Origin of the sequence: Lacipirellula sp. (assembly GCF_965279485.1) — a bacterium.
Classification (GTDB): Bacteria; Planctomycetota; Planctomycetia; order Pirellulales; family Lacipirellulaceae; genus Lacipirellula.
Genome location: NZ_CBDIIC010000001.1, coordinates 1,060,499 through 1,079,088, shown reverse-complemented (window position 1 = coordinate 1,079,088; position 18,590 = coordinate 1,060,499). Strand labels below are relative to the sequence as shown.

The following is an 18,590-nucleotide window of genomic DNA, read 5'->3' as shown; positions in this document are numbered from 1 at the left end:
CATGATGTCGCTCCACCAATCCTAATAGGGACCGCATGAAGCGCCAAAAGACCCGAGTTTCCCTTACGGGAGCGTCGGATGAGCACTGCGTCTGGACATACGACCTTGAAGCGTGTAAGTGCACGGTTCGAAGCCAGTAGTTCTCTATGGACACCCGATAGAATTCGTTTGACTGGATTCGTTGAGGTACCTGCTCATAGCAACTAGTTCTCGCTCGTCGGATGTCACATCTGCTCTGCCCGCCTAATCAGCTCGGACACCGGCAGCTTCAGCTCGCGACAGAGCTTCACCAGCGTCTCTAGCGTTGGCGATTTCTGATCATTTTCGAGATAAGAGACGTACGTCCTGTCGACGTCCGCAGAAAACGCTAGCGCCTCCTGCGTCAGCCCGGCCTTAAGGCGGGCATCTCGCAAGACGGGTCCGATCGACAGCGTATCCCGGCGTTTTGCCATGCCGGGAGTATCAAGTCTTGGTATCGGAATGTCTGTCGACTATAGTCGACAACTGAGATACGCCTAAGCGCCATCTCGCATTACGACTGCAAATTGGTGAGACGTGCCATGGCAAACTGGTTCATTAGAGTCGGCATAATTGAGCAGGGTCCATTCGTTGACGCCCAACTCCGGAAGCTCGCTTTGAGTGGCCAAATCCGCTCCGATACGCTAGTGAGGCGAGAAGGCAGCGATCGACTGGTTGGAGCGGGAATGATCAAGGGGCTGACCTTCTCCTCGGTGTCCGTTGCTCCATCTGTAACCGCTCTGCCGATTCCTCCTCAACCAGCAGCCTCGTCGCCGACACCTTCGTCCCTGTCTAGTCGAGCAACTCATGCTCCCGCTGATGAATTCAATCCGCGACTAAGATATTGCCCCGATTGCGGCAGGATGGTTTCTAAGTCTGCCGCATCATGCCCGAACTGTGGAAGACCGACGTCAACTCGAAGTCGCATGACGGCTCTGCTATTAGCATGGACCATTGGAGGCATCGGCGCTCACAAGTTTTATCTGGGGCGAACGAGCGAGGGATGGATCTACCTCTTATTTTGCTGGACGTTCCTTCCCGCCCTTGCAGCGCTATTTGACGGATTCTCGTACCTAGGCATGAGCGATCACCGATTCGCGGAGCGCTACGGTTCGCTAAACGAATCTCGAGCAGCCGCCAGCAAAACCCCGATGACGGTCGGAGACGTGATTCGCTGGACGCTCGGCATTCTCGTGCTCTTAACCGCTGTACCGCTGTTATTAACACCGAGTGGTTGGATCGTCGCTTTTATTCTAGGCTTCACAGCGGTGTGTCTTATCCCGCCCACATGGAACTGGATATGCGGCACGCCGGTTGCGCGCCGCTTTGGACCTCAGGTTGGCTTCTGGGGACTGACGATTTTGGGCGGCCTCGTTCTTCTCGGCGCTATCGTGGGACTAGTGACATCGCAACATGACCGAGCGGCAATGCCGTTTTTCGCACTCTTCGGGCTTTCTCTCTTGCCAAGCATCTGGAAGTGGCTTGAGCGCCAATTTCAAAAGCCCACCGAAGCTTTCACGACAGCCCGATGGTGCCTTGGGTTGGCGGGGCTTGTCATGGCGGGGCTAGTGACCCCATCGCGGGGCCATTCTACCAAGACACATGAAGTCCGAATCACTCGTGAAGAATACGGCGATGCATGGCCGTTTACCGTGAACGAGGGCATTCTGTCGGGCAAGAAGTTCGGCGAGTCGGTTGAAGTCACGTTCGCCGCAGGCGCGTCTACATACTATCTAAATGGAACAGCTCAGCAGCGCGGCAAGTATGCGGATTTGCACGAGATCTGGGCGAATGACGGCGAAGTGAAGAAAAGCGTTAGCCCGATTACCGGCCGCGGCGTCAAGTTAGCGTCAGGAATAGACGAGCCATACGTGAAGAAAGTGGTTGTGGCGCCTTCCCCAAAAGGTCCGATCCGGTGCGATCGATTCGACTTGACGGCGGCGTTCGAAAGCGCGCCAACGGCGACTCAGGGCTCGTTGAAGGTGAAGTTGGATACTGATCTTCCGGATTCGACGGAACTTACCATCTCTGTGAGTCGCGGATACTTCAACGCCTCTGATAGAGAGGAGTATGTGATCGATTACTTCGCTACGCAATCGACTGTGGGAGAGTGGCGAGACGCTCGATCCATTGCGTTAGATCACGCCCATTGGGAGCGAGCTCTGGCGAAGAGTCGGGCGTCATTCGCCGCTGTCGGTGAGAGATTCAGAATCAACGGGGTCAACGGATCCATCGAAGTGGGCGCAGTTGTTCCGCTACCGCAAGTTAGAAGTCTGAATATCGTGGGTGATAAGGTGCGGTCAGATATCGTATCTGACTACGCGCATCTGCGGTGGAACGTGAAAACGAAGTAAGGAATGGGGTGCGGCGGTTGTAGGTACACTTCATCGCTCGTAACTCTGCGACACGAAAGACACCTTGCGGTCACGCGGATTACGATTCCGCGCGACGCTTTCTGCAAAGCGTTTCCAGTTAACGACTTCGACAAATTCCCTTTCGAAGTTTGCACGCATGTTTGCACGCAAGCTGTAATTGATGAAGAGCAGGCAAGAATTGTCGCCCTGCGGTTGAACGTATTCGGCAAAAGGAAATCGGCATCAATAGTGGCGGCGAGTTTAGTGAAGCATGCGATTGCCTCCCTATCTGCCATGGCGAGTTCGCAAGCCGATAGCGATCGATTTGGGCTTGTCGTTACCTACGCACGCCAAGCATCAGGAATTCCGCGCTCCCGCCCTCCGCAGTAACAGCCTCGGCCGCTTTTCTACCGCTTGCATTATCACGTGCAGCCAAGATGACGTGAAATCCACGCCGTCCTAGCTGCTTGGCCGTTTCGAATCCAGTCCCACGGTTGGCGCCAGTGATGAGCGCAACTCTTTTGGCAGCCTTCGAAGTCATGGCTTTTCGTCGTGACATCGGGGTCTTGCGATTTTCGCAATTCTACGCGTGGCAACCCATATGTGACGCGAACTATTGATATATTCCGTTATGGGAATATATTGATGCCATGCCTCGCGCTTCTACGACTGCCGATGTTTTCAACGCGATCGCCGAGCCCAAGCGGCGGGAAATTATCGAAGTGCTATCCCGCCGGGGCGCTCTCGCCGTTGGTGCACTGGTCGTGAGCTTGGGGGTACCCCAGCCTGCCGTATCGAAGCATCTGGGCGTGCTGCGGAAGGTCGGCGTTGTTTCGGTAACGAAACAGGGCCAGCAGCGGCTCTACCAGTTGGAGGCTAAGGAGTTGAAAGCTGTGTACGATTGGGCCAAGAAATTTGAGCGGCATTGGAGTCATCAACTCGATCGAATTAAGGACCGGGCCGAACGGGCAGCCAAAGTGCGGCGGGATGCAACAGGTTAAACCATCACAGTCGAGGTGTTAATATGACAACGGAAATCATCGATCACGAAGAGGTTCATGCGTTTACGATTCGCAAAGAAATCGAAATTGCAGCGCCTATCGAGATCGCGTTTGAAGCCATTTTGGACGAATTGGGCGCTGATGCTCAGATGCCGGATGGCAAGTCTCTCTCCATGAAGATCGAGCCTTGGCCGGGCGGCCGCTGGTTTCGCGACCTGGGAAACAACGCCGGACATCTTTGGGGACATGTTCAGGTCATCAAACCGCCGACGCTCCTAGAAATCACTGGCCCGATGCCCATGTCTTATCCGGCAGTGAACCACGTTCAATATCGTTTAAAGGCGAACGGCAACGAAACGTTCTTGACGTTCGCTCATCGTGCCATGGGCCTCATCCAGCCCGAACATCGTGACGGTATGCCGGAAGGATGGACGCAGTGGATCAACCAAATCCGCGAGCGTGCTGAACAAAAGGCGCGCGGGTAATTCACTATATAGACGAAGGAGCTTTCAACTATGCCCACTAATGAAATCTCAGCTTCGCTTCTTGCCGAGCTCGAACAGGAGCTTGGAGCAACGCGAAAATTCCTCGAACGAGTGCCCGAAGAACGACTCTCCTGGCGAGTCCATGAAAAGTCGATGACGGTTGAACAACTCGCATTGCACATCGCGCAGATCCCCGAGGGCGTCCTTCGATTCTCGGAGCCGGATGAATCGCCAGTGCCGGATATGAGCGGCGAGCGACCGCAGCCTACCTCGCTCAGCGAAGTTCTTGATACGCTGAATCAGAGCGCAGCTTATGTACGGCAATCGCTTCCGTCGATTGACGACCAGCGCATGCGCGAAACTTTTCGAGTCACCCACGGCGGGAACGTAGCCATGTCACTGCCGCGAGCCGCCTTTTTGAGGAGCGTCATGCTCAACCACTGGTATCACCACCGAGGGCAACTTGGAGTCTACATCCGCCTGCTTGGCGTCTCGGTTCCATCGAGCTATGGGCCAAGTGGCGACGAAATGCCAAGCTTCGCAAGTTAATAGGACTATGGAAGAATGGGTTTGGCCCGCCAATTACGAGACGAGATTCACACGAGTTGCCGTCCGTTAGATTAGAGGCCACGGGAACTAACCGAGACAACCTACCATCCGCGGGTAACCCAATTATCCACCATGTGTGCACCACCGATTCGTCTGTCCTTACTTATGACGGCGTCGTCTACCTATACACCGGACACGACGGCGAGACTGTATCTCGAATGCACCCCCAGCTTTGATGTTGCTTCACCGTTGGCTAAGACGGCTTTCTAGGGCAGGGGCGGAGGTTGGCCTAACATTCTTGAACAAGTCGCCCCGGCTGTTGAATCGTTTGGCCATGGTTGGATATCAAGTATGACATAGAATATGGCAAAGGCGGTAATTATCGAGAAAAGACCATAGGCCCTAGAAATGAAAAACGCTACCAATCACGACGAGCGAATTGCGAGAATGACATTCTCTTCTGTTTATCCGCACTATCTTGCGAAAGTTGAAAAGAAGGGGCGAACGAAGGAAGAGTTGCACCAAGTGATTCAATGGCTGACGGGCTACAACGAAGCGGAGCTGATGAAGCGCATCGAAGACAAGATGACATTCGAACAATTCTTTGCGTACGCCAATATTAACCCAAATGCGCGTTCAATCACGGGTGTAATTTGCGGTTATCGGGTGGAAGACATAGAGAATCCGCTGACCCAGCAGGCAAGGCGTCTGGACAAGCTCGTAGATGAACTGGCCAAAGGCCGGAAAATGGACAAGATTTTTCGCGTTGAATAGAGCGAAGGAGTCAATGCGGTTAATGATCCGACGGGGCACAAAAATTGGAGTAGCGGCAGTTAAAAAAGTAAGTGCCAAAAGAACTTCTCGCTGAAGATACGCGAATACTTGTTCGAAGACCGGTCGCCGAGGCGCTCAAGATTTTCATGAATCCTAATGGTACAGCCCACTTCGAGTTCGCGAAGAGCAGCAATCGCGCAAGTCGATTGTGAGGTTAGGTGGGGTTGAGAGACGTATGGGCATACGACATTGGTCCTCGTGGTAGCTGTACGGCTCAGCCGAATAGCAACATTCCTCTGTCGGCGATGACGATCAAGGGCTGCGACAACGAACGGCCTGCTCTCGTTGAACTTGAGCTGGATGAAGTCCTGTACTGAAAGGCTTCGAATCCAAAACGAAAGTCATTTGTGCGAATTAGTCCACGCAGCAGCGGATAGTCACAGATTGCTGCCTCAATCATTAAGTTGGATCGGCTATATGTTAGTCGCCGATGGACTGCGCTACAGGAAAGTACTTCTTCGACGAACGCCCGCAACGACAACAGCGGCTAGGCCGCCAGCGCACAAAATGGCCGAAGTGCTTTCGGGCACAGCGTGCGTCGCTGGGCTCGCAAATCGCGTCAGATGACGTTGCCACGCGAGGAAATCTCCGCCATCGACGACGCCATTGCCGTCAGCGTCGCCCATCGCGGGCGTGGCGCTGCTCGCTCCGAAGTTCATACGCCAGACGGCGAGATCGTCTCCATTGACCAATCGGTCGCCGTTGAAGTCGCCGGCAATGGCTGGCGCCGTCTTTTGGCGGAGGATGTCGAGGTAAAGGTTTCCGTAGCCTTCGTAGGAGTAGCCTGCCGTGAAGTCGCGGCCTGTAGGGGTGTCGTCCGTGGTCGTGGCGGGGGCGACGATCGTCGGTTCGATCTGCGTATCCTCGTGCCATTCGTTAAAGGAGTTCACGAGGATCAGGTTGTTCACGTCGGCGTCGAGGTGGGGCAGGACGACGCGGTCGAGCATTTCGCTCATCGTGGAGCCTTGCGTCGTGGGACCGTAGCCGGAGTTGGTCAGGTAACGGGGCGAGGGGGCGTTGCCGTCGCGGACGGCCGTGTCGTTGTAGCCAGGGGCGAGGCCGGGGACGAAGTCGGCGCCCAGAGTGTTCGACAGCTTTTGGACCGTGTTGTAGATGGTTTCCAGACGGTTCAGGCTGGCGATATTGGTCGGCCGGCTGCCGAAGGCTTGCCCGTAAACGTCGAATGCCGTGACCGCGTCGAGGTACTGGGCACCGGGGGCCAAGTCGCCAAAGAAGTGGTCGCCGATAACGTAAGGATCGTAGCCGAACTCCGTCTGCATCATCGTCCGCATGCTGGCGAGGGCGTCCCACCCTGCTTGATTCCGAAAATAGTCGCGGCTGAGGTAGAGCACGACGACCGGCCGGCCGTTGATCTGCATGTAGTTGGGATCGTTGAAGATGTTTTGGCCCAGGTAGCGCATGTCGGTTTGAAACCGCGCGTAGTTCGGCGCCGACGACGAGCCGAGGCGTCCAGAAGTTTCATAGTGAATCGTGTAAGATAACTCGCTCGCGCGGGGGTGGGGTAAGATGCTGTTGCGAATGGTGACGTCTTCGTAGGAGTTCGGTCCCCACCAACTCATCGACCACATTGAGATGTTGCCGAGGTGGCTTTGATCGATATGCGCGGCGATGACATTCGGGTCGCGGCTGTTGTACGCGCCAAGGGCAGGGGGCTGGGCGTTGGGCGTCAAGTGAATGCGCATGACGTCGTTGTAGTGATGCCCGCCGGCGTTGGGGCCGTACCAAGGGTAGTAATAGGCTCCGACAGTGGCTGCCGACGCGCGGGCGCCGCCGCAAGCCGCAATCGCCGCTAGTAGAAGGATCGTTCGAATTATTCGCCGCATGCTCTTCGTCTCGTTCTCTAGTTGCCTGCTGCTCCAATGACGTGCTTCGCAAGCGCCCGCACCGCCGGCCACGCACTCCGATGACACGCAAAACAGGATGGCCCGGCGTCGACGAATCGGCGCCGAGCCATCCATGTTAATGGTCCCCAGCCTGAGATTTGCCCCCCAGAGCGCCCCTCTAGCGGAGAACCGTCGATCGTCGTCGGACGACCAGACCAAACATCGCCACGGCGATCATCGAAAGGGTCGCCGGTTCCGGAACGTGGTAGACGACAAGCTGCCGACCGGGATCGTCGCCGGGATCGGGAGTCGGAATGAGACTCCACCACGGGCCCATGCCGGGGCTCGAAGCGGCGTAGGAGGCTCCGTTCACGCGGATGCGGGCCAGGATCGCCGGATTATGGAAGCCCCCGTCAGCCCCATGCTGGCCAAACTCCAGCGCGTCGCCTGACTGGAAATTGAGCACGTTGTACAACCCCGTGCCGTTCATGCCATGCGATGCTTCCCAGATCAACTTGTTGGCGCCGAGCGTGGCGCCGAAGTCGATGTTCAATGCTGCGGGCGCGTCGCCCATGCCGAAGAACTCGACCAACTGGTTGTGGCCGTTCAGGTCGAACGTGTTGGTGGTGTTGCGGCTCCAGAGATCGGTCTCGCCACTGCCGAGCGCGTTTTCGGCCAAGATGCGAACGATGGCGCCATCATACAAGTTGAAGACGTCGAGCCCAGGGACGTTGCCAGGGCCGAAGAGTTTGGCGTTCGGGCCAAGCTCGACCACTGGGTGATTGTTGATGCCGTGACTAGCGTTGTTCCAGTGGAAGTCGCCGTTGATCACGATCTTCGAACCGCCGCCGATGCTCATGAACTCGTCGGTCTGCGTCGTGACGCCGTTGTACGTTCCCACGGATCCGCCGAAGGCCTCGATCTTCGCGGCCGTCACGTTGCCGTTGAACGTCACGCTGTGCGTGCCGTTGGTCTGGATGTTTTTGGTCGCGATCACGTCGACGTCGATCGTCGACTGGTGAAGATCGCCCGCTGAGAAGAACTGCGAAAAATCGGCGCCGGTCAGGTTCAGCACGCCGCCGCCCCCGGTATCGGCGATGTGATTGGCGACGAACAGGTTGAGCTTGCCCCACGTGGCCGACTGCCCGGCGAAGTCGGGCGCTTGCGGCGCTCCGCCGATGATGGCGACGTCGGCAGCGGTGGGGGGTGCGCCTCCGCTCCAATTGGCGCCGTCGTTCACGTTGGCGCTGGCGGCGCCGCTCCACGTCACGTCGGCTGCCTGCGCGGCCGTTGCAACCAGCAGTAGGCTGGCGCAGGAAGTTGCCTGGAAAATGCGTTTCACGAGTCGAACCTCCCAAAGAGTTGAGTTCATCTGGATGCCGTGAGGCGTCTCTCCGTGAGTCCATCCACCATCTGGCGGGCCAATCTGCCCGCTGGCTTACGAGCGCCGGCGGCGGAATATGGCCGCCGCAGCCAGACCAGCCAATCCGAGCGTCGCAGGTTCGGGCACGGCGCTGGCCGCTGCGGTTGCGGCCGCTTGGCCGTACGTCTCGCGCCAAATGCTGAGGTCAGCTTGATTGACGACTCCGTCGCGGTTGGCGTCGCCTTGCTGTGGCGTCGTTCCGATGCCGACGTTGCGCTGCCAAATCAAGAAATCGGCCCCGTCGACGATGTGGTTGCCGTCGAAGTCAGCGTTGTTCTGGACGTAGTTGAAGAGTTCGACGTTGTGGCTCAGATTCGTATCGACCAAAGTCCAGTAAGGCGTCATCCGCGAGGGATTGTAGGCGCCGTAGGGAACGCCGTTGATCGTAATGTGCGACTTCTTCACTTCGATGTCCGGCGACCCGCCGCCGGAATCGGTCGTATCGGCGGCCGTCCACCAGAAGTCGTTGTTCGGCCCGAGTTGGAGGGTATCGACGCCCACTTCGAAATTGACGACCTGGTAAGTTCCCGCCATGTGGTGGCTGGTGTGCCACAGCAACGAGTTAGCGCCCGACTGATCGCCGAAGTCGATGATGAAATTGGCGCCAGGATGCGTGCCCAAGAGTTCGACCGTGTCCGAGTGCCCGTTGAGATCGAACTTGCTGTTCGGATCGTGCCCCGAGCCTGGACCGCCGTAACGGGCGAAGAGATCGGTGTCGTAGCCGACGCCGCCATCGCGCTCTAGGCGTACGCCAGAAATCGCCCCCGGGGTGCTGTAGATATCAATCGTATCGAGTCCCAACCCGCCGCTCCCGTCCGGGTTCAGCCGTAAGGCAGAGAAGTTGGCCCCGAGCACCATCGTCATGCCGTTACGGATGCCGAAGCCGCTATTGCCTGCGGTGTGATCAAGGAAGACCTCGTTGTTAAACGTGACCGTGCCGGTACCGGTCATGAACTTCGCTTCGTTGTAGCCGGTAAGGGTGACGGGGCCATTGAAGATGACGTCGGAGGTAGTGACTTGATCATCATCGCGGTACGCGTGGATTGTGGTTCCTTTGAAGGTCCCGTTGAAAACTAGATCGTGACCGTTACGCGCCTCGACCAAGCCGAGTGATTCTACATTCGCGTTGATGGTCGAAGTACGGTGTCCCCCTTGCGTTTCAATGCTCTTCACATCGACGTTAGTAAGGCCGCCAGTGCGGGTGAAGGTTAGCGTTCCGCTTCCGTTGATCACCGAGCCGCCACCAATGTCGGCGTGATTGAAGAGTAAGTGTTCGTACGTCGCGCTATTGCCGCCGTACTCAAGCGGCGTCGGGCCGCGATCGCCCCAGCGCAACACCAATTGATCGACAGGGCCGGGGAGAACGCCACTATCGGGGTCGGGCTGTTCCAGCCAATTGTCGGGGTTCAGCGCGTTGCCGCCGTCAACGTCGCCGAGCCAATGGAATTCTTTGGCTGATGACTCGCGACTCAAAGCCGCAAATGAACCGCCGACGATCGATGCGTACACAAGACACTTAAGGCGGTGATGGCGCATGTGAATCTCTCCGCTGCGATGAGTGGTGCTGAAAAGGTGCTTCGTTGAATCAACGACGCGATGGGATCAGACGATTCGACCGGCGAGCGCTGCCGAATCGCCCGCTGCTGTGAAAAGTGGCCCGACCGAAGGACTAGGCGCCTTGAGCGAAGCGAGTGATCGGCGGGCGGTGAAAAGTGATTTCCGCTCTAAAAGTTTCCTACCCGGACGAACCAAGTATACCAGTTTTGGTATACCCCACAACCATTGTGGCTAAATTTTCCTTTCTGTCTGAAATTGCAAGTTGAGAATGCCGGCTGCCGATGAGCCAACGCGAGCCCAATCGCAGCTCACTGAGCCGCGAGTCCTCCGTCGGCACGGTGAATTAGCTGGTTCCAGCTTTCTAGATTGACGTCGTAACTAGTCGAGCGAACCGATCCGTCGGCGTAGGAGACGTTCACTCCCGCTGCGTGCGAGGAACCGGCCGAGTTGCGTTCGACGTTTAGACTGCGCGGAACGTTGTCGTCTGCGATGGGCGGGCAGAGCCCAGATTTGACCGTGTCGATATCCCATCCGTCCGACCAGCCGCGGTCGTCCCACGGCGGCCCCTCAGTGCCGGCTAAGGTAGAAGGGGGATCGACCAAGATGCGTTTCTCCGCCGCCATGGCGGTGTTGCTCGTCCCGTCCTCGATCATCGCCGCGGTCGTGGGAGGTTCGTATCCAAGCTCCGTCACCGCGCCTGTCGTCAGGTTCACGTAGCGGCTCGTACGTACGAAGACGCCTTGAAATCCTGCGTAGACGTTGATTTTCTGCAGCGTCGCCGCGGCGCGCGGCGAGTGAATGTTGTCGAAGTTGCCCGTCGTCCCCCACAGGCCGTAGGAGTTGTCGCAGCCGGTTCCGTTGGCGAGCAAGTCGTCGAACGCGATCGCCCCGACCGTTTGCCCACGCGCGGCCGAGGTCGTGAGCCCCGCGTAGTCCATCAGCCAAGCATTGTTGATGGGATTCTGCGTCGGCGGCCGTCGCGACGGGCAGTTGTACATCGGAACCGGCACACTCTGCAGTTGCTGCGTTGTCGTCAGGTTATGCAGAGCGCCCTGCTCCAGATACGGGAGAATCTGAAAGGCCCAGCTCAACCCCTGCGTCTTCGGGCCAAAGGGGCGACCGTTTTGCGAGTAGTCTTCAATCTTCGGCCACGGGGCGATGCCGCCGGTGGGAAACATCTTGAGCGACGCCTCCAGATTCAACACCGCGAGCCCGACCTGCTTAAGATTGTTCGAGCATTGCGTTCGCCGCGCCGCCTCTCGCGCAGCTTGCACCGCCGGCAAGAGCAGGGCGACTAACACGCCGATGATGGCGATCACCACCAGCAGTTCGACGAGCGTGAACGCGTCGCCGCGCGAATGGGCGGAGCGGTGCACCGTCCGACGGCGCGGCCCAGCCGAGTCCTTTGGAGCGCAACATTCCTCAAGGCGATTGGTATTGCGTGACACGATATCTCCTCCGGATGGCGCCGCAGCCTCTAATAGACGGACAACGACGCGGAACCTGCGAAGACTGTCGGTAGCGGCTACCCAAACTCGCGGCCGCCACGAACTGGAAAAGTCGGAATCAGTGCCGCCTCTGCCGGATGTTATGGATGAGCCAAAAGAATGACTCCGGCGAAGCTTCTCGCAGTGTACCAAATTTGGTATACTCGTCAAGGACCCGAAAAATGAATCATCGGTTTGGGCGGCGCCAACGTACTATTCAGCGAATCTTCGCCGCTAGCGTAGAATTGCGCTCAGCGGGGCGCAGGCGCCGCTGCGCGCGGGGGAATTAGCGACTAGCGACTACTTTGAATGCTGCGGCATCAGCAGCACGACGCGATCACTTGCATGGCCACGACAAAGCACCTACAAATCTCCAATCTGCTCGAACGCCGGATCCTGAAGGGCGATTACGCCAAGACAGGCATCCCGGCCGAGCGCGAGCTCGCCGAAGAAATCGGCGTCAGTCGCGTGACGCTGCGCAAGGCGCTCGATGAGTTGGGACGCAAGGGACTTGTTGAGCGATCGCCAAATCGGCGGCTCGCGCTTGCTCCCGTGGTCGACTCGAAAAAATTCGGGCCTGAGGTCGCGTTCCTTACCCCCTCGATCGCTCCCGACTCGTTCTCGCCTGATCTGCAACAGTGGCTGGCAATGGCGGAGCATGTGGCGCGCCAGCAACGGGCCCGCATTCGAGTGCTTAACTACCAGCATTGGGACGACCCCGTCGTTACCGAATCGCTGCGGTCGTACGACGGCGTCTTGCTGGTGACGAGTGCCGAGCCGATTCCCGCGTATACGTCCAAACTGCTTGCCCAAGCTAACGGCTTGGTCGTGCTGTCAGAGAATCTAACGCACCTCGACATTCCCTCCGTGGTGCTCTTTCCGCCACGATCCATCCGCACGATGCTCGATCGCCTGCATCAGCAGGGTCATCGGCGGATCGACTGCCTCAACGTGCAGGGCCACAACACGATCACCCAGGCCCGCATCGACGAGTGGACTGCGTGGCTGGAAGACAATGGATGCGAGGGGCGACTATTCGACGAGCCCTGCCCAGGCGATGCGAGCATTTTTGAGGCCGGCATCAAGAGCGCCCGCAAATGGCTGCGAAAGGCGGCCGGCGAAGCGACGGCGGTCATGTGCGTCACGCTGCCAGGCGCCCTCGGCGCGATGCGCGTCGCGCATGACATGGGCCTCGAGATCGGCAAAGATCTTTCCGTCTGCACGGTCGATAGCGAAGGGCTGGGACGGTTTTTGTGTCCCTCAATCACGTCGTTCGAACGCCCCGACGCTCAGCCTTATCTGACGACTTGCTTCGATTGGATTAAATCGGGCGGCAAAAAGAGCGATTGGAATTGGGAGCTGCTAATCGAGCCGCGGTCGCTGCGACTCTTTCAAGGCGAATCGTCAGGCCCGCCCGTCGCCTCGCGCAAGTGATCGGCTGCTGCCCCCAGCGATTCCCACGATTGACGGCCCGCCTCGGCGATGAGGTCGGACTGGCCGATCTTTCTCAGCCAGATTTGCCACAGCCCGCCGAAAGCCAGCAGCATCACGGCCAGGCTGGCCCAGAAGGCGGACCAGTTGCGAATGACCGCCAGCATCGTCGTCAGATATAAAGCCGCTTGATACAAGAGCGCCAGCGGTAGCGCCGCGAGATCGCGACGATGCTCGGCCGAGAGATCGGATCGTAGCGCCGGCGGCAACGTCGCCCGGAAGGGCCGCCACCAACCGAACGGCAGCGTGGTGAGATAAAATCGCTGCAATGTCTCGCGAGCCGTTGGCTGAGACAGCAGCGACGCGACCACCGCGGCGACGCACCCCGCGCCGCCGAGCATCGGCAGCAGCCAAGCCTCGTCGGCGATGATTGGCAGCTGCTCGGCGTAATGCGTCGCCAACCACCGCTGCGCGAGCGCCGCCAGCACGCCTGTCGCCATCCCCGCGGCGTAGCCGATGCCATTGAACCGCCACCAATAGAGGGGCAACATCTGGGGAGCGATCATCCCACTGCCCAATCCCATGACAATCCAGGCCCAGACATCATTGATCGTCGGCGCGGTATAGGCGAGCGTCATGCCGGCGGCGACCATCGCCATGATGAACAGCCAAGTCGCCGACATCAGTTCCGGCATTGACGCCTGCGGCCGAAAAAATTTCTGGTAGATGTCGCGCACAAAGAAGCCGGCCGACTGATTGACCCACGCGGCGAATCCGGCCATCGCGGCGGCGATCAGCGAGACGACGACCAAACTACGAAAGCCCGGCGGCACGCGCATCAGCAGCACCGCGGGCATGATCCGCTCGGGGTTGACCGTCCCATGTTCGCTCACCAGGAAGATCTTCGTTCGCCAGCCCGCGCCGAGCGATTGCTGGAGTTTGGCGATCAACTCCGGCGAGTGTCCCTCCGGATCGTTGGCGATGCTTGAAGTCAGCGTCGCCCAATCGTCGGCGCCGCCGCCGGCCTCGGTTCGAATCAGGCGAGCCGCCTCGGCGACGACGGCACGATCGGGAAACAACTCGTCGGCGACGCCCAGTCCCAACACGGCGATGGCGATCATCATCGGCCAGCGGAGGGCGATGAGCGTCGTCCAGAGGAGCGTCAGCTTGGCGCAATCGGCATCGCTGCGGGCGGCGAAGTATTTGGGGTCGTCACCCGCCCCCATGCCGAACAGGACGTTTCGCAGCACGTACAGTCCCGCAAACAGCAGCAGCGATTCGTATGCTTTGTACCCCGGCGGCATCGCCGCGCGCAGGGTGGGTGCGGCATCGCTCCAGGCGGAGTTGCCTGTCACGCGCTGGGCGAGATCGTTGAGAGCCCGAAAGTCGCTCGTCTCCGAGACGCCGAGCGCGATGAGCACGATCGCTGCAATCAATACTACGCCTGCTTGCACCAGATGGATGACGACGACTCCCTGGAACCCGGAGAACATCGTGTAGACCGTCGCGGTGGCGATGAGCACCATGGCGCATTGTGCGGGACTGAACGGAACCAGCGTAGACAGAAAGAGCCCCGTTCCCTTCGCGAGGTAGGCGATCAACCCGACGGTGATCGCCATGCCCGCGAGCGCCCGCGCCACTTCCGCCAGCCGTCCGTCGAACCCGTCGCCGAAACGAAACGTCATCCACTCGGGTGCCGTCATGCAGCGAGAACGGCGATGCCACTTGCCGGTCCAGAGCATGATCACCGCCAGGACCAGGACAGCGCCGCCGCGGAACTCGATGAACAGTCCCCGCGGCCCGAGCATGAACAGAAACGACACGATGATCATCGTGCCGGCCAGGTCCCAGAAATCCATCACGCCCGAAACGCCGAGCATCCACCACGACATGCTCCGCCCGCCGAGCACATATTGCTCCAAGCTGGAATTGGCGCGGCGCGTCAGGTGGATCCCGAGGACGACGATCGCCGCCAAATAGAGGCCGACGATCGCGTAGTCGACGCCGTTGAGGAAGTTACCGCCCACGGAGCCGCGCGCCTTACAAAAACGGACAGAGTGAGGGAAGTCGACGGCTACCCGGCGACGGCAAATGGCTGACGAGGCCGCGCCGAGTGCGACTTGCGGGGCGGCCTGCGAGAAAATCAAAAAAATGAAGCGAGCCGGTAGCCAAAGTAGTCCAAATCTGGTATACTTCGACCCGTTGGCTCATCATTCTCTTCTCTACTCCTCGGCAGCAGCCTCCACGACGGGATCTGCAACGCCACCTGAGGGCACGCGTATGGCATCGCGACTCGCCGCGCACGCTGATTGGCGCTGCTGGCTAATCCTCGCCACGTGGGCGTCGTTCGCCATCGGCGGCGCGGTTTCATCAACCCGAGCAGATGAGTCGGCCGCGCAAACGATCGCTGCCGCAGACGAGCGCCCGCTTGTCGGCGCTTACTACTATCCTTGGTACGGCGTGCAGACGGAAGCCCTGGAAGAGCAGTGGGGAAGCGTTTTTCGCCAACGACTCGTTCCGCCGCAAACGCCGCAGGCGGGGCTGTACCGCTCTGACGATGGCGAGGCGATTGCAGACCATCTCCAGCAGAGCCGACGCGCCGGTCTCGATTTCTGGGCCGTCAGCTGGTGGGGACCTGATTCGCCCACCGACAAGACATTCCGCAACAACTTGCTGAAGCATCCAAAGTCGGCGGACTTCCGCTTCGCCGCTCTCTACGAATCGACCGGCCGACTTGGCTCGATGGATCGTCCGTCGTACGAGAACTGGATCGGCGACTTGGACTATTTGAAGAAGCACTACTTCGATCATCCGAACTACCTGCGGATCAACGGCAAGCCAGTCCTGTTCGTCTACCTGACTCGCGTCTACTTTCGCGATCGCGGGGCGGACGCCCTGAAACAGCTGCGAGAAAAGCACCCAGATCTCTATCTGATCGGCGACGACGTTTTTGGCGACGGGTACCAGGCCGCATGGGCTAAGCAGTTCGACGCCGTCACCGCCTACGACGTCTACGGGCAATCAACCGGCCCGCACGGCGGCACTCGTAAGGCGGTCGACGTGCTGGCGCGCAACTATGCGGACGCGAAGTCGCAGGCAAACTCCGTTGACACGGCGTTCGTTCCAGCCGTGGCCCCCGGCTACAACGACACCGTCATTCGCGAAGGGCATCCTGGACGGGCGCGAGCGTTTGTCGACTCGTCCGATCCGCATGAGGGCGAAGTCTTCCGTGCGATGATCACCGACGCGGCGCTGCCGAATCTCGACGCGCGTTGCGATCGCGTCCTGATGGTCACCAGTTTCAACGAATGGTTCGAGGATACGCAGATCGAGGCGACGACCGGCCAAGCCGCGGCAACTACTAAAGACGATTCGCCGAGCGGCACAGCATTCTCTGGCGGCGGTCGCTACGAAGACTATGGCCACCTCTACTTGGATATTCTCCGGGAGCTGACCGACGGTCCTGGCCAATCGCCATGAGGAACGACGCTATGCCTACCAAGTTCAGTGGCTACATATGGGCGTTGCTCATCTGCGTCATTGCCGCCGGCTGCAGTCGCAGCGGCACAACGTCCACCGGTAGCGACAACCAGTTGCGCGCGGCGATGAAGCTGCTTGGCATGGAGTACGGAGCCTATCTCGCCAGCAGCGGAAAGGCTCCGACCGACGCGGCGACGCTGAAGACATTCCTGCAATCACGCATGGGGCAGCTGCAGGATTTTGGCGTCAAAAGCGTCGACGACCTGCTACCGGCTGGTCGCGACGGGCAACCGTTGCAAATCGTTTACCGCGAGATAAGCCGACCTGCCGAGAACCCCAACTACGCCTGGGTCGCTTGCGAAGCGATCGGCAGCGAAGGCGTCCGCCTTGCTTGCGACAGCCGCGGAGGCGTACACGAAATCAACGAAGAACAATTCTCGCAAGCATTTAGTCGATAACTTCGACGATGGCGAGCCTTGTCTGCGACCCTTCCCTCAGCGCCGCGCTGAGGGCTAAATCTTCTTTTCCTCTACCCAACACACGGCCATCCGATGAACAGAGCACGCACTACGGCTCCCTCTGGGTTCACGCTTGTCGAGCTTCTCGTCGTCATCGCCATCATCGGCGTGCTGGTCGCGTTGCTGCTTCCAGCCGTGCAGGCGGCCCGCGAAGCCGCGCGGCGTACGCAATGCTCCAATCAACTGAAGCAGATTGGCATGGCGATGCAGAACCACGTCAGCGCGCTCACCACGTTCCCCACTGGAGGCGACGGCTACAATCCCAATATCCGCAACTATCTCTCCGGGACCGACGTCAACAATTCGGCCAATTCAACGGGCACTCCCAACGGAGCCAACAAACAGGGCCTCGGATGGGGCTACCAGCTCCTCCCGTTCCTTGAGCAAAATGCGCTCAAGGGGATCACCACGATGGGCAAGCTCGCCTCCACGGAGGTGCCGCTTTATTTTTGCCCATCGCGACGCTCCGCCGGAAAATCTGCGTTGTACAGTGAAGCGGTCGGCGGAATCACGTTACCGAACCTGCTCACCGACTACGCCGCGGCCCATCCTGCCACTTATGTGAATCCCCAATTCGGCGCGAGCCTGGGCCAGAAGATCACGCCCGTCCCGTGGACTGATCCGAACATCGCCGCGACCTACTCAAAGATTTACGACAGCTTCATGAAAGGCCGCGTCGAAGGGGGCGTCAGCACCATCGCCAACCCCGCCGACAACATCATTTGCGACGGACTCGTCGTGCGGACCCCCTGGCGTTGGAAGCAGAAGACGTTCGCCTCGAACGTTAGTCGAGCGATCAAGCCGGGCCAGTGCACCGACGGCTTGAGCAACACGTTGCTCGTTGCCGAGAAGCTGGTCCGCCCCGACCTCTACGAAGGGGGCAGCTGGTCCGACGACGTCGGCTGGGCCGATGGCTGGGATCCCGACCAACTCCGCACTACTGGTTTTCAACCGCTGAACGACAACGATCCGTTCTGCCAAGGCGTGCGGCAGAACTGGTGCGGCGGCCCGCCTCCCGGCTTCAACGACGTCTTCATGTTCGGCTCCGCCCATCCCAACGGAATCAATGCCGTTTACGGCGATGGCTCCGTCCATAGCCTTGGCTTCGAGATCGATGTCGTAACGTTTAACTATCTTGGCTCGCGAAACGACGAATCAGGATCGTTTTGACCAGGAATGCAAGTTTGTGGGCCGACTGCCAACCTCTTGCCGCATCTCGTTTGACGCGTAAGCGTCGCGCTCACGCGATCCGCCGCCCTTCCCTCAGCAACCGTCGCGGAATCACGAGCGTTCTTCCTGGCGAGGGAGAGTTTTGGCATCGGTGGTTAATCGCATCAAGAGACAACCGTTAGTGGATTGCCGAGATCGTGTGTGTGTTCTATTCGTTGATGGGCACCCTTTGTTCTCTACGCCACTCATCGAAACGAAGGCTGATGACCACTTGTAACCACACTCGCCGCGATCATTCCACCGCCAAGCTCGGCACTCTCCATGCTTCCCGTAGCTTCACGTTCCTCGCAGCGGCCTATCCGACTAAGTCAGGCTGCTAGCGTCTCCAGGGTTGTCTCGCCAGCGTTGCTGGCGATTGAAACATTTGTGAGCGTCTCGG

16 protein-coding genes and 1 pseudogene are annotated in these 18,590 nt (G+C 59.2%); 10 read left to right on the top strand and 7 right to left on the bottom strand.

Going from position 1 to position 18,590, the window contains the following annotated elements; genetic code table 11:
- Positions 1–224: 224 nt before the first annotated feature.
- Positions 225–452, bottom strand: a complete 228-nt coding sequence (locus tag ACQY7R_RS04505; protein WP_428304402.1) for a helix-turn-helix domain-containing protein — start codon at positions 450–452, stop codon at positions 225–227.
- A gap of 108 nt (positions 453–560) precedes the next feature.
- Here ACQY7R_RS04505 and ACQY7R_RS04500 point away from each other — a divergent pair.
- Both ACQY7R_RS04500 and ACQY7R_RS04495 read left to right on the top strand, forming a co-directional pair.
- Positions 561–677, top strand: a pseudogene (locus tag ACQY7R_RS04500) (DUF4339 domain-containing protein); the annotation flags it as partial.
- Positions 678–944: 267 nt separating this feature from the next.
- Entirely contained in the window at positions 945–2,372 is a 1,428-nt protein-coding gene (locus ACQY7R_RS04495; protein ID WP_428304981.1) for an NINE protein, read from the top strand.
- 337 nt (positions 2,373–2,709) lie between these two features.
- Here ACQY7R_RS04495 and ACQY7R_RS04490 read toward each other — a convergent pair whose 3' ends face one another.
- Entirely contained in the window at positions 2,710–2,913 is a 204-nt protein-coding gene (locus ACQY7R_RS04490; protein WP_428304401.1) for an SDR family NAD(P)-dependent oxidoreductase, read from the bottom strand.
- A 109-nt stretch (positions 2,914–3,022) separates the two neighbouring features.
- Here ACQY7R_RS04490 and ACQY7R_RS04485 point away from each other — a divergent pair, with 109 nt between their 5' ends.
- From ACQY7R_RS04485 to ACQY7R_RS04470, 4 genes are all read left to right on the top strand, one after another.
- Positions 3,023–3,373 (top strand): ArsR/SmtB family transcription factor, encoded by a 351-nt coding sequence (locus ACQY7R_RS04485; protein ID WP_428304400.1) that lies wholly within the window; start codon positions 3,023–3,025, stop codon positions 3,371–3,373.
- Positions 3,374–3,396: 23 nt separating this feature from the next.
- On the top strand, positions 3,397–3,858 hold the full coding sequence (locus tag ACQY7R_RS04480; RefSeq protein WP_428304399.1) for an SRPBCC family protein: 462 nt from the start codon (positions 3,397–3,399) through the stop codon (positions 3,856–3,858).
- A 30-nt stretch (positions 3,859–3,888) separates the two neighbouring features.
- Positions 3,889–4,407 carry a DinB family protein gene (locus ACQY7R_RS04475; protein ID WP_428304398.1) on the top strand — a complete coding sequence of 173 codons (519 nt, stop codon included), beginning with the start codon at positions 3,889–3,891 and terminating at the stop codon, positions 4,405–4,407.
- Between the two features lie 408 nt (positions 4,408–4,815).
- Positions 4,816–5,181: a DUF2200 domain-containing protein gene (locus ACQY7R_RS04470; RefSeq protein WP_428304397.1), complete on the top strand. Its 366-nt coding sequence runs from the start codon at positions 4,816–4,818 to the stop codon at positions 5,179–5,181.
- 500 nt (positions 5,182–5,681) lie between these two features.
- Here ACQY7R_RS04470 and ACQY7R_RS04465 read toward each other — a convergent pair whose 3' ends face one another.
- From ACQY7R_RS04465 to ACQY7R_RS04450, 4 genes are all read right to left on the bottom strand, one after another.
- Complete coding sequence (locus ACQY7R_RS04465; protein ID WP_428304396.1) at positions 5,682–7,085, bottom strand: DUF5010 domain-containing protein; 1,404 nt, start codon at positions 7,083–7,085, stop codon at positions 5,682–5,684.
- 178 nt (positions 7,086–7,263) lie between these two features.
- Entirely contained in the window at positions 7,264–8,427 is a 1,164-nt protein-coding gene (locus ACQY7R_RS04460) for a PEP-CTERM sorting domain-containing protein (protein ID WP_428304395.1), read from the bottom strand.
- Positions 8,428–8,523: 96 nt separating this feature from the next.
- The gene (locus ACQY7R_RS04455) at positions 8,524–10,044 is read right to left on the bottom strand and encodes a PEP-CTERM sorting domain-containing protein (protein WP_428304394.1); all 1,521 of its coding nucleotides are present in this window, start codon (positions 10,042–10,044) and stop codon (positions 8,524–8,526) included.
- Positions 10,045–10,373: 329 nt separating this feature from the next.
- Positions 10,374–11,513, bottom strand: coding sequence for a DUF1559 domain-containing protein (locus ACQY7R_RS04450; protein WP_428304393.1), 1,140 nt, complete (start codon positions 11,511–11,513; stop codon positions 10,374–10,376).
- 384 nt (positions 11,514–11,897) lie between these two features.
- Between ACQY7R_RS04450 and ACQY7R_RS04445 the strand changes: the two genes are divergently transcribed.
- Positions 11,898–12,986, top strand: a complete 1,089-nt coding sequence (locus ACQY7R_RS04445) for a substrate-binding domain-containing protein (protein WP_428304392.1) — start codon at positions 11,898–11,900, stop codon at positions 12,984–12,986.
- On the opposite strand, the gene ACQY7R_RS04440 is transcribed toward ACQY7R_RS04445, so the two are convergent.
- On the bottom strand, positions 12,944–15,010 hold the full coding sequence (locus ACQY7R_RS04440; RefSeq protein WP_428304391.1) for a sodium:solute symporter family transporter: 2,067 nt from the start codon (positions 15,008–15,010) through the stop codon (positions 12,944–12,946). The two genes, ACQY7R_RS04445 and ACQY7R_RS04440, sit on opposite strands and share 43 nt — an antisense overlap.
- A gap of 253 nt (positions 15,011–15,263) precedes the next feature.
- Here ACQY7R_RS04440 and ACQY7R_RS04435 point away from each other — a divergent pair, with 253 nt between their 5' ends.
- The 3 genes from ACQY7R_RS04435 to ACQY7R_RS04425 all read left to right on the top strand — a co-directional run bounded on the left by ACQY7R_RS04435 (position 15,264) and on the right by ACQY7R_RS04425 (position 18,151).
- On the top strand, positions 15,264–16,463 hold the full coding sequence (locus ACQY7R_RS04435) for a hypothetical protein (RefSeq protein ID WP_428304390.1): 1,200 nt from the start codon (positions 15,264–15,266) through the stop codon (positions 16,461–16,463).
- Positions 16,464–16,474: 11 nt separating this feature from the next.
- The gene (locus ACQY7R_RS04430; RefSeq protein WP_428304389.1) at positions 16,475–16,921 is read left to right on the top strand and encodes a hypothetical protein; all 447 of its coding nucleotides are present in this window, start codon (positions 16,475–16,477) and stop codon (positions 16,919–16,921) included.
- A 93-nt stretch (positions 16,922–17,014) separates the two neighbouring features.
- Positions 17,015–18,151, top strand: a complete 1,137-nt coding sequence (locus ACQY7R_RS04425; protein WP_428304388.1) for a DUF1559 domain-containing protein — start codon at positions 17,015–17,017, stop codon at positions 18,149–18,151.
- Positions 18,152–18,590: the final 439 nt, after the last annotated feature.

Excerpts from the sequence above, each read along its gene's own strand:
- ACQY7R_RS04505 (WP_428304402.1), bottom strand. The coding sequence starts at position 452 with ATGGCAAAACGCCGGGATACGCTGTCGATCGGACCCGTCTTGCGAGAT.
- ACQY7R_RS04495 (WP_428304981.1), top strand. The coding sequence starts at position 945 with ATGACGGCTCTGCTATTAGCATGGACCATTGGAGGCATCGGCGCTCAC.
- ACQY7R_RS04490 (WP_428304401.1), bottom strand. The coding sequence starts at position 2,913 with ATGACTTCGAAGGCTGCCAAAAGAGTTGCGCTCATCACTGGCGCCAAC.
- ACQY7R_RS04485 (WP_428304400.1), top strand. The coding sequence starts at position 3,023 with ATGCCTCGCGCTTCTACGACTGCCGATGTTTTCAACGCGATCGCCGAG.
- ACQY7R_RS04480 (WP_428304399.1), top strand. The coding sequence starts at position 3,397 with ATGACAACGGAAATCATCGATCACGAAGAGGTTCATGCGTTTACGATT.
- ACQY7R_RS04475 (WP_428304398.1), top strand. The coding sequence starts at position 3,889 with ATGCCCACTAATGAAATCTCAGCTTCGCTTCTTGCCGAGCTCGAACAG.
- ACQY7R_RS04470 (WP_428304397.1), top strand. The coding sequence starts at position 4,816 with ATGAAAAACGCTACCAATCACGACGAGCGAATTGCGAGAATGACATTC.
- ACQY7R_RS04465 (WP_428304396.1), bottom strand. The coding sequence starts at position 7,085 with ATGCGGCGAATAATTCGAACGATCCTTCTACTAGCGGCGATTGCGGCT.
- ACQY7R_RS04455 (WP_428304394.1), bottom strand. The coding sequence starts at position 10,044 with ATGCGCCATCACCGCCTTAAGTGTCTTGTGTACGCATCGATCGTCGGC.
- ACQY7R_RS04445 (WP_428304392.1), top strand. The coding sequence starts at position 11,898 with ATGGCCACGACAAAGCACCTACAAATCTCCAATCTGCTCGAACGCCGG.
- ACQY7R_RS04435 (WP_428304390.1), top strand. The coding sequence starts at position 15,264 with ATGGCATCGCGACTCGCCGCGCACGCTGATTGGCGCTGCTGGCTAATC.
- ACQY7R_RS04430 (WP_428304389.1), top strand. The coding sequence starts at position 16,475 with ATGCCTACCAAGTTCAGTGGCTACATATGGGCGTTGCTCATCTGCGTC.
- ACQY7R_RS04425 (WP_428304388.1), top strand. The coding sequence starts at position 17,015 with ATGAACAGAGCACGCACTACGGCTCCCTCTGGGTTCACGCTTGTCGAG.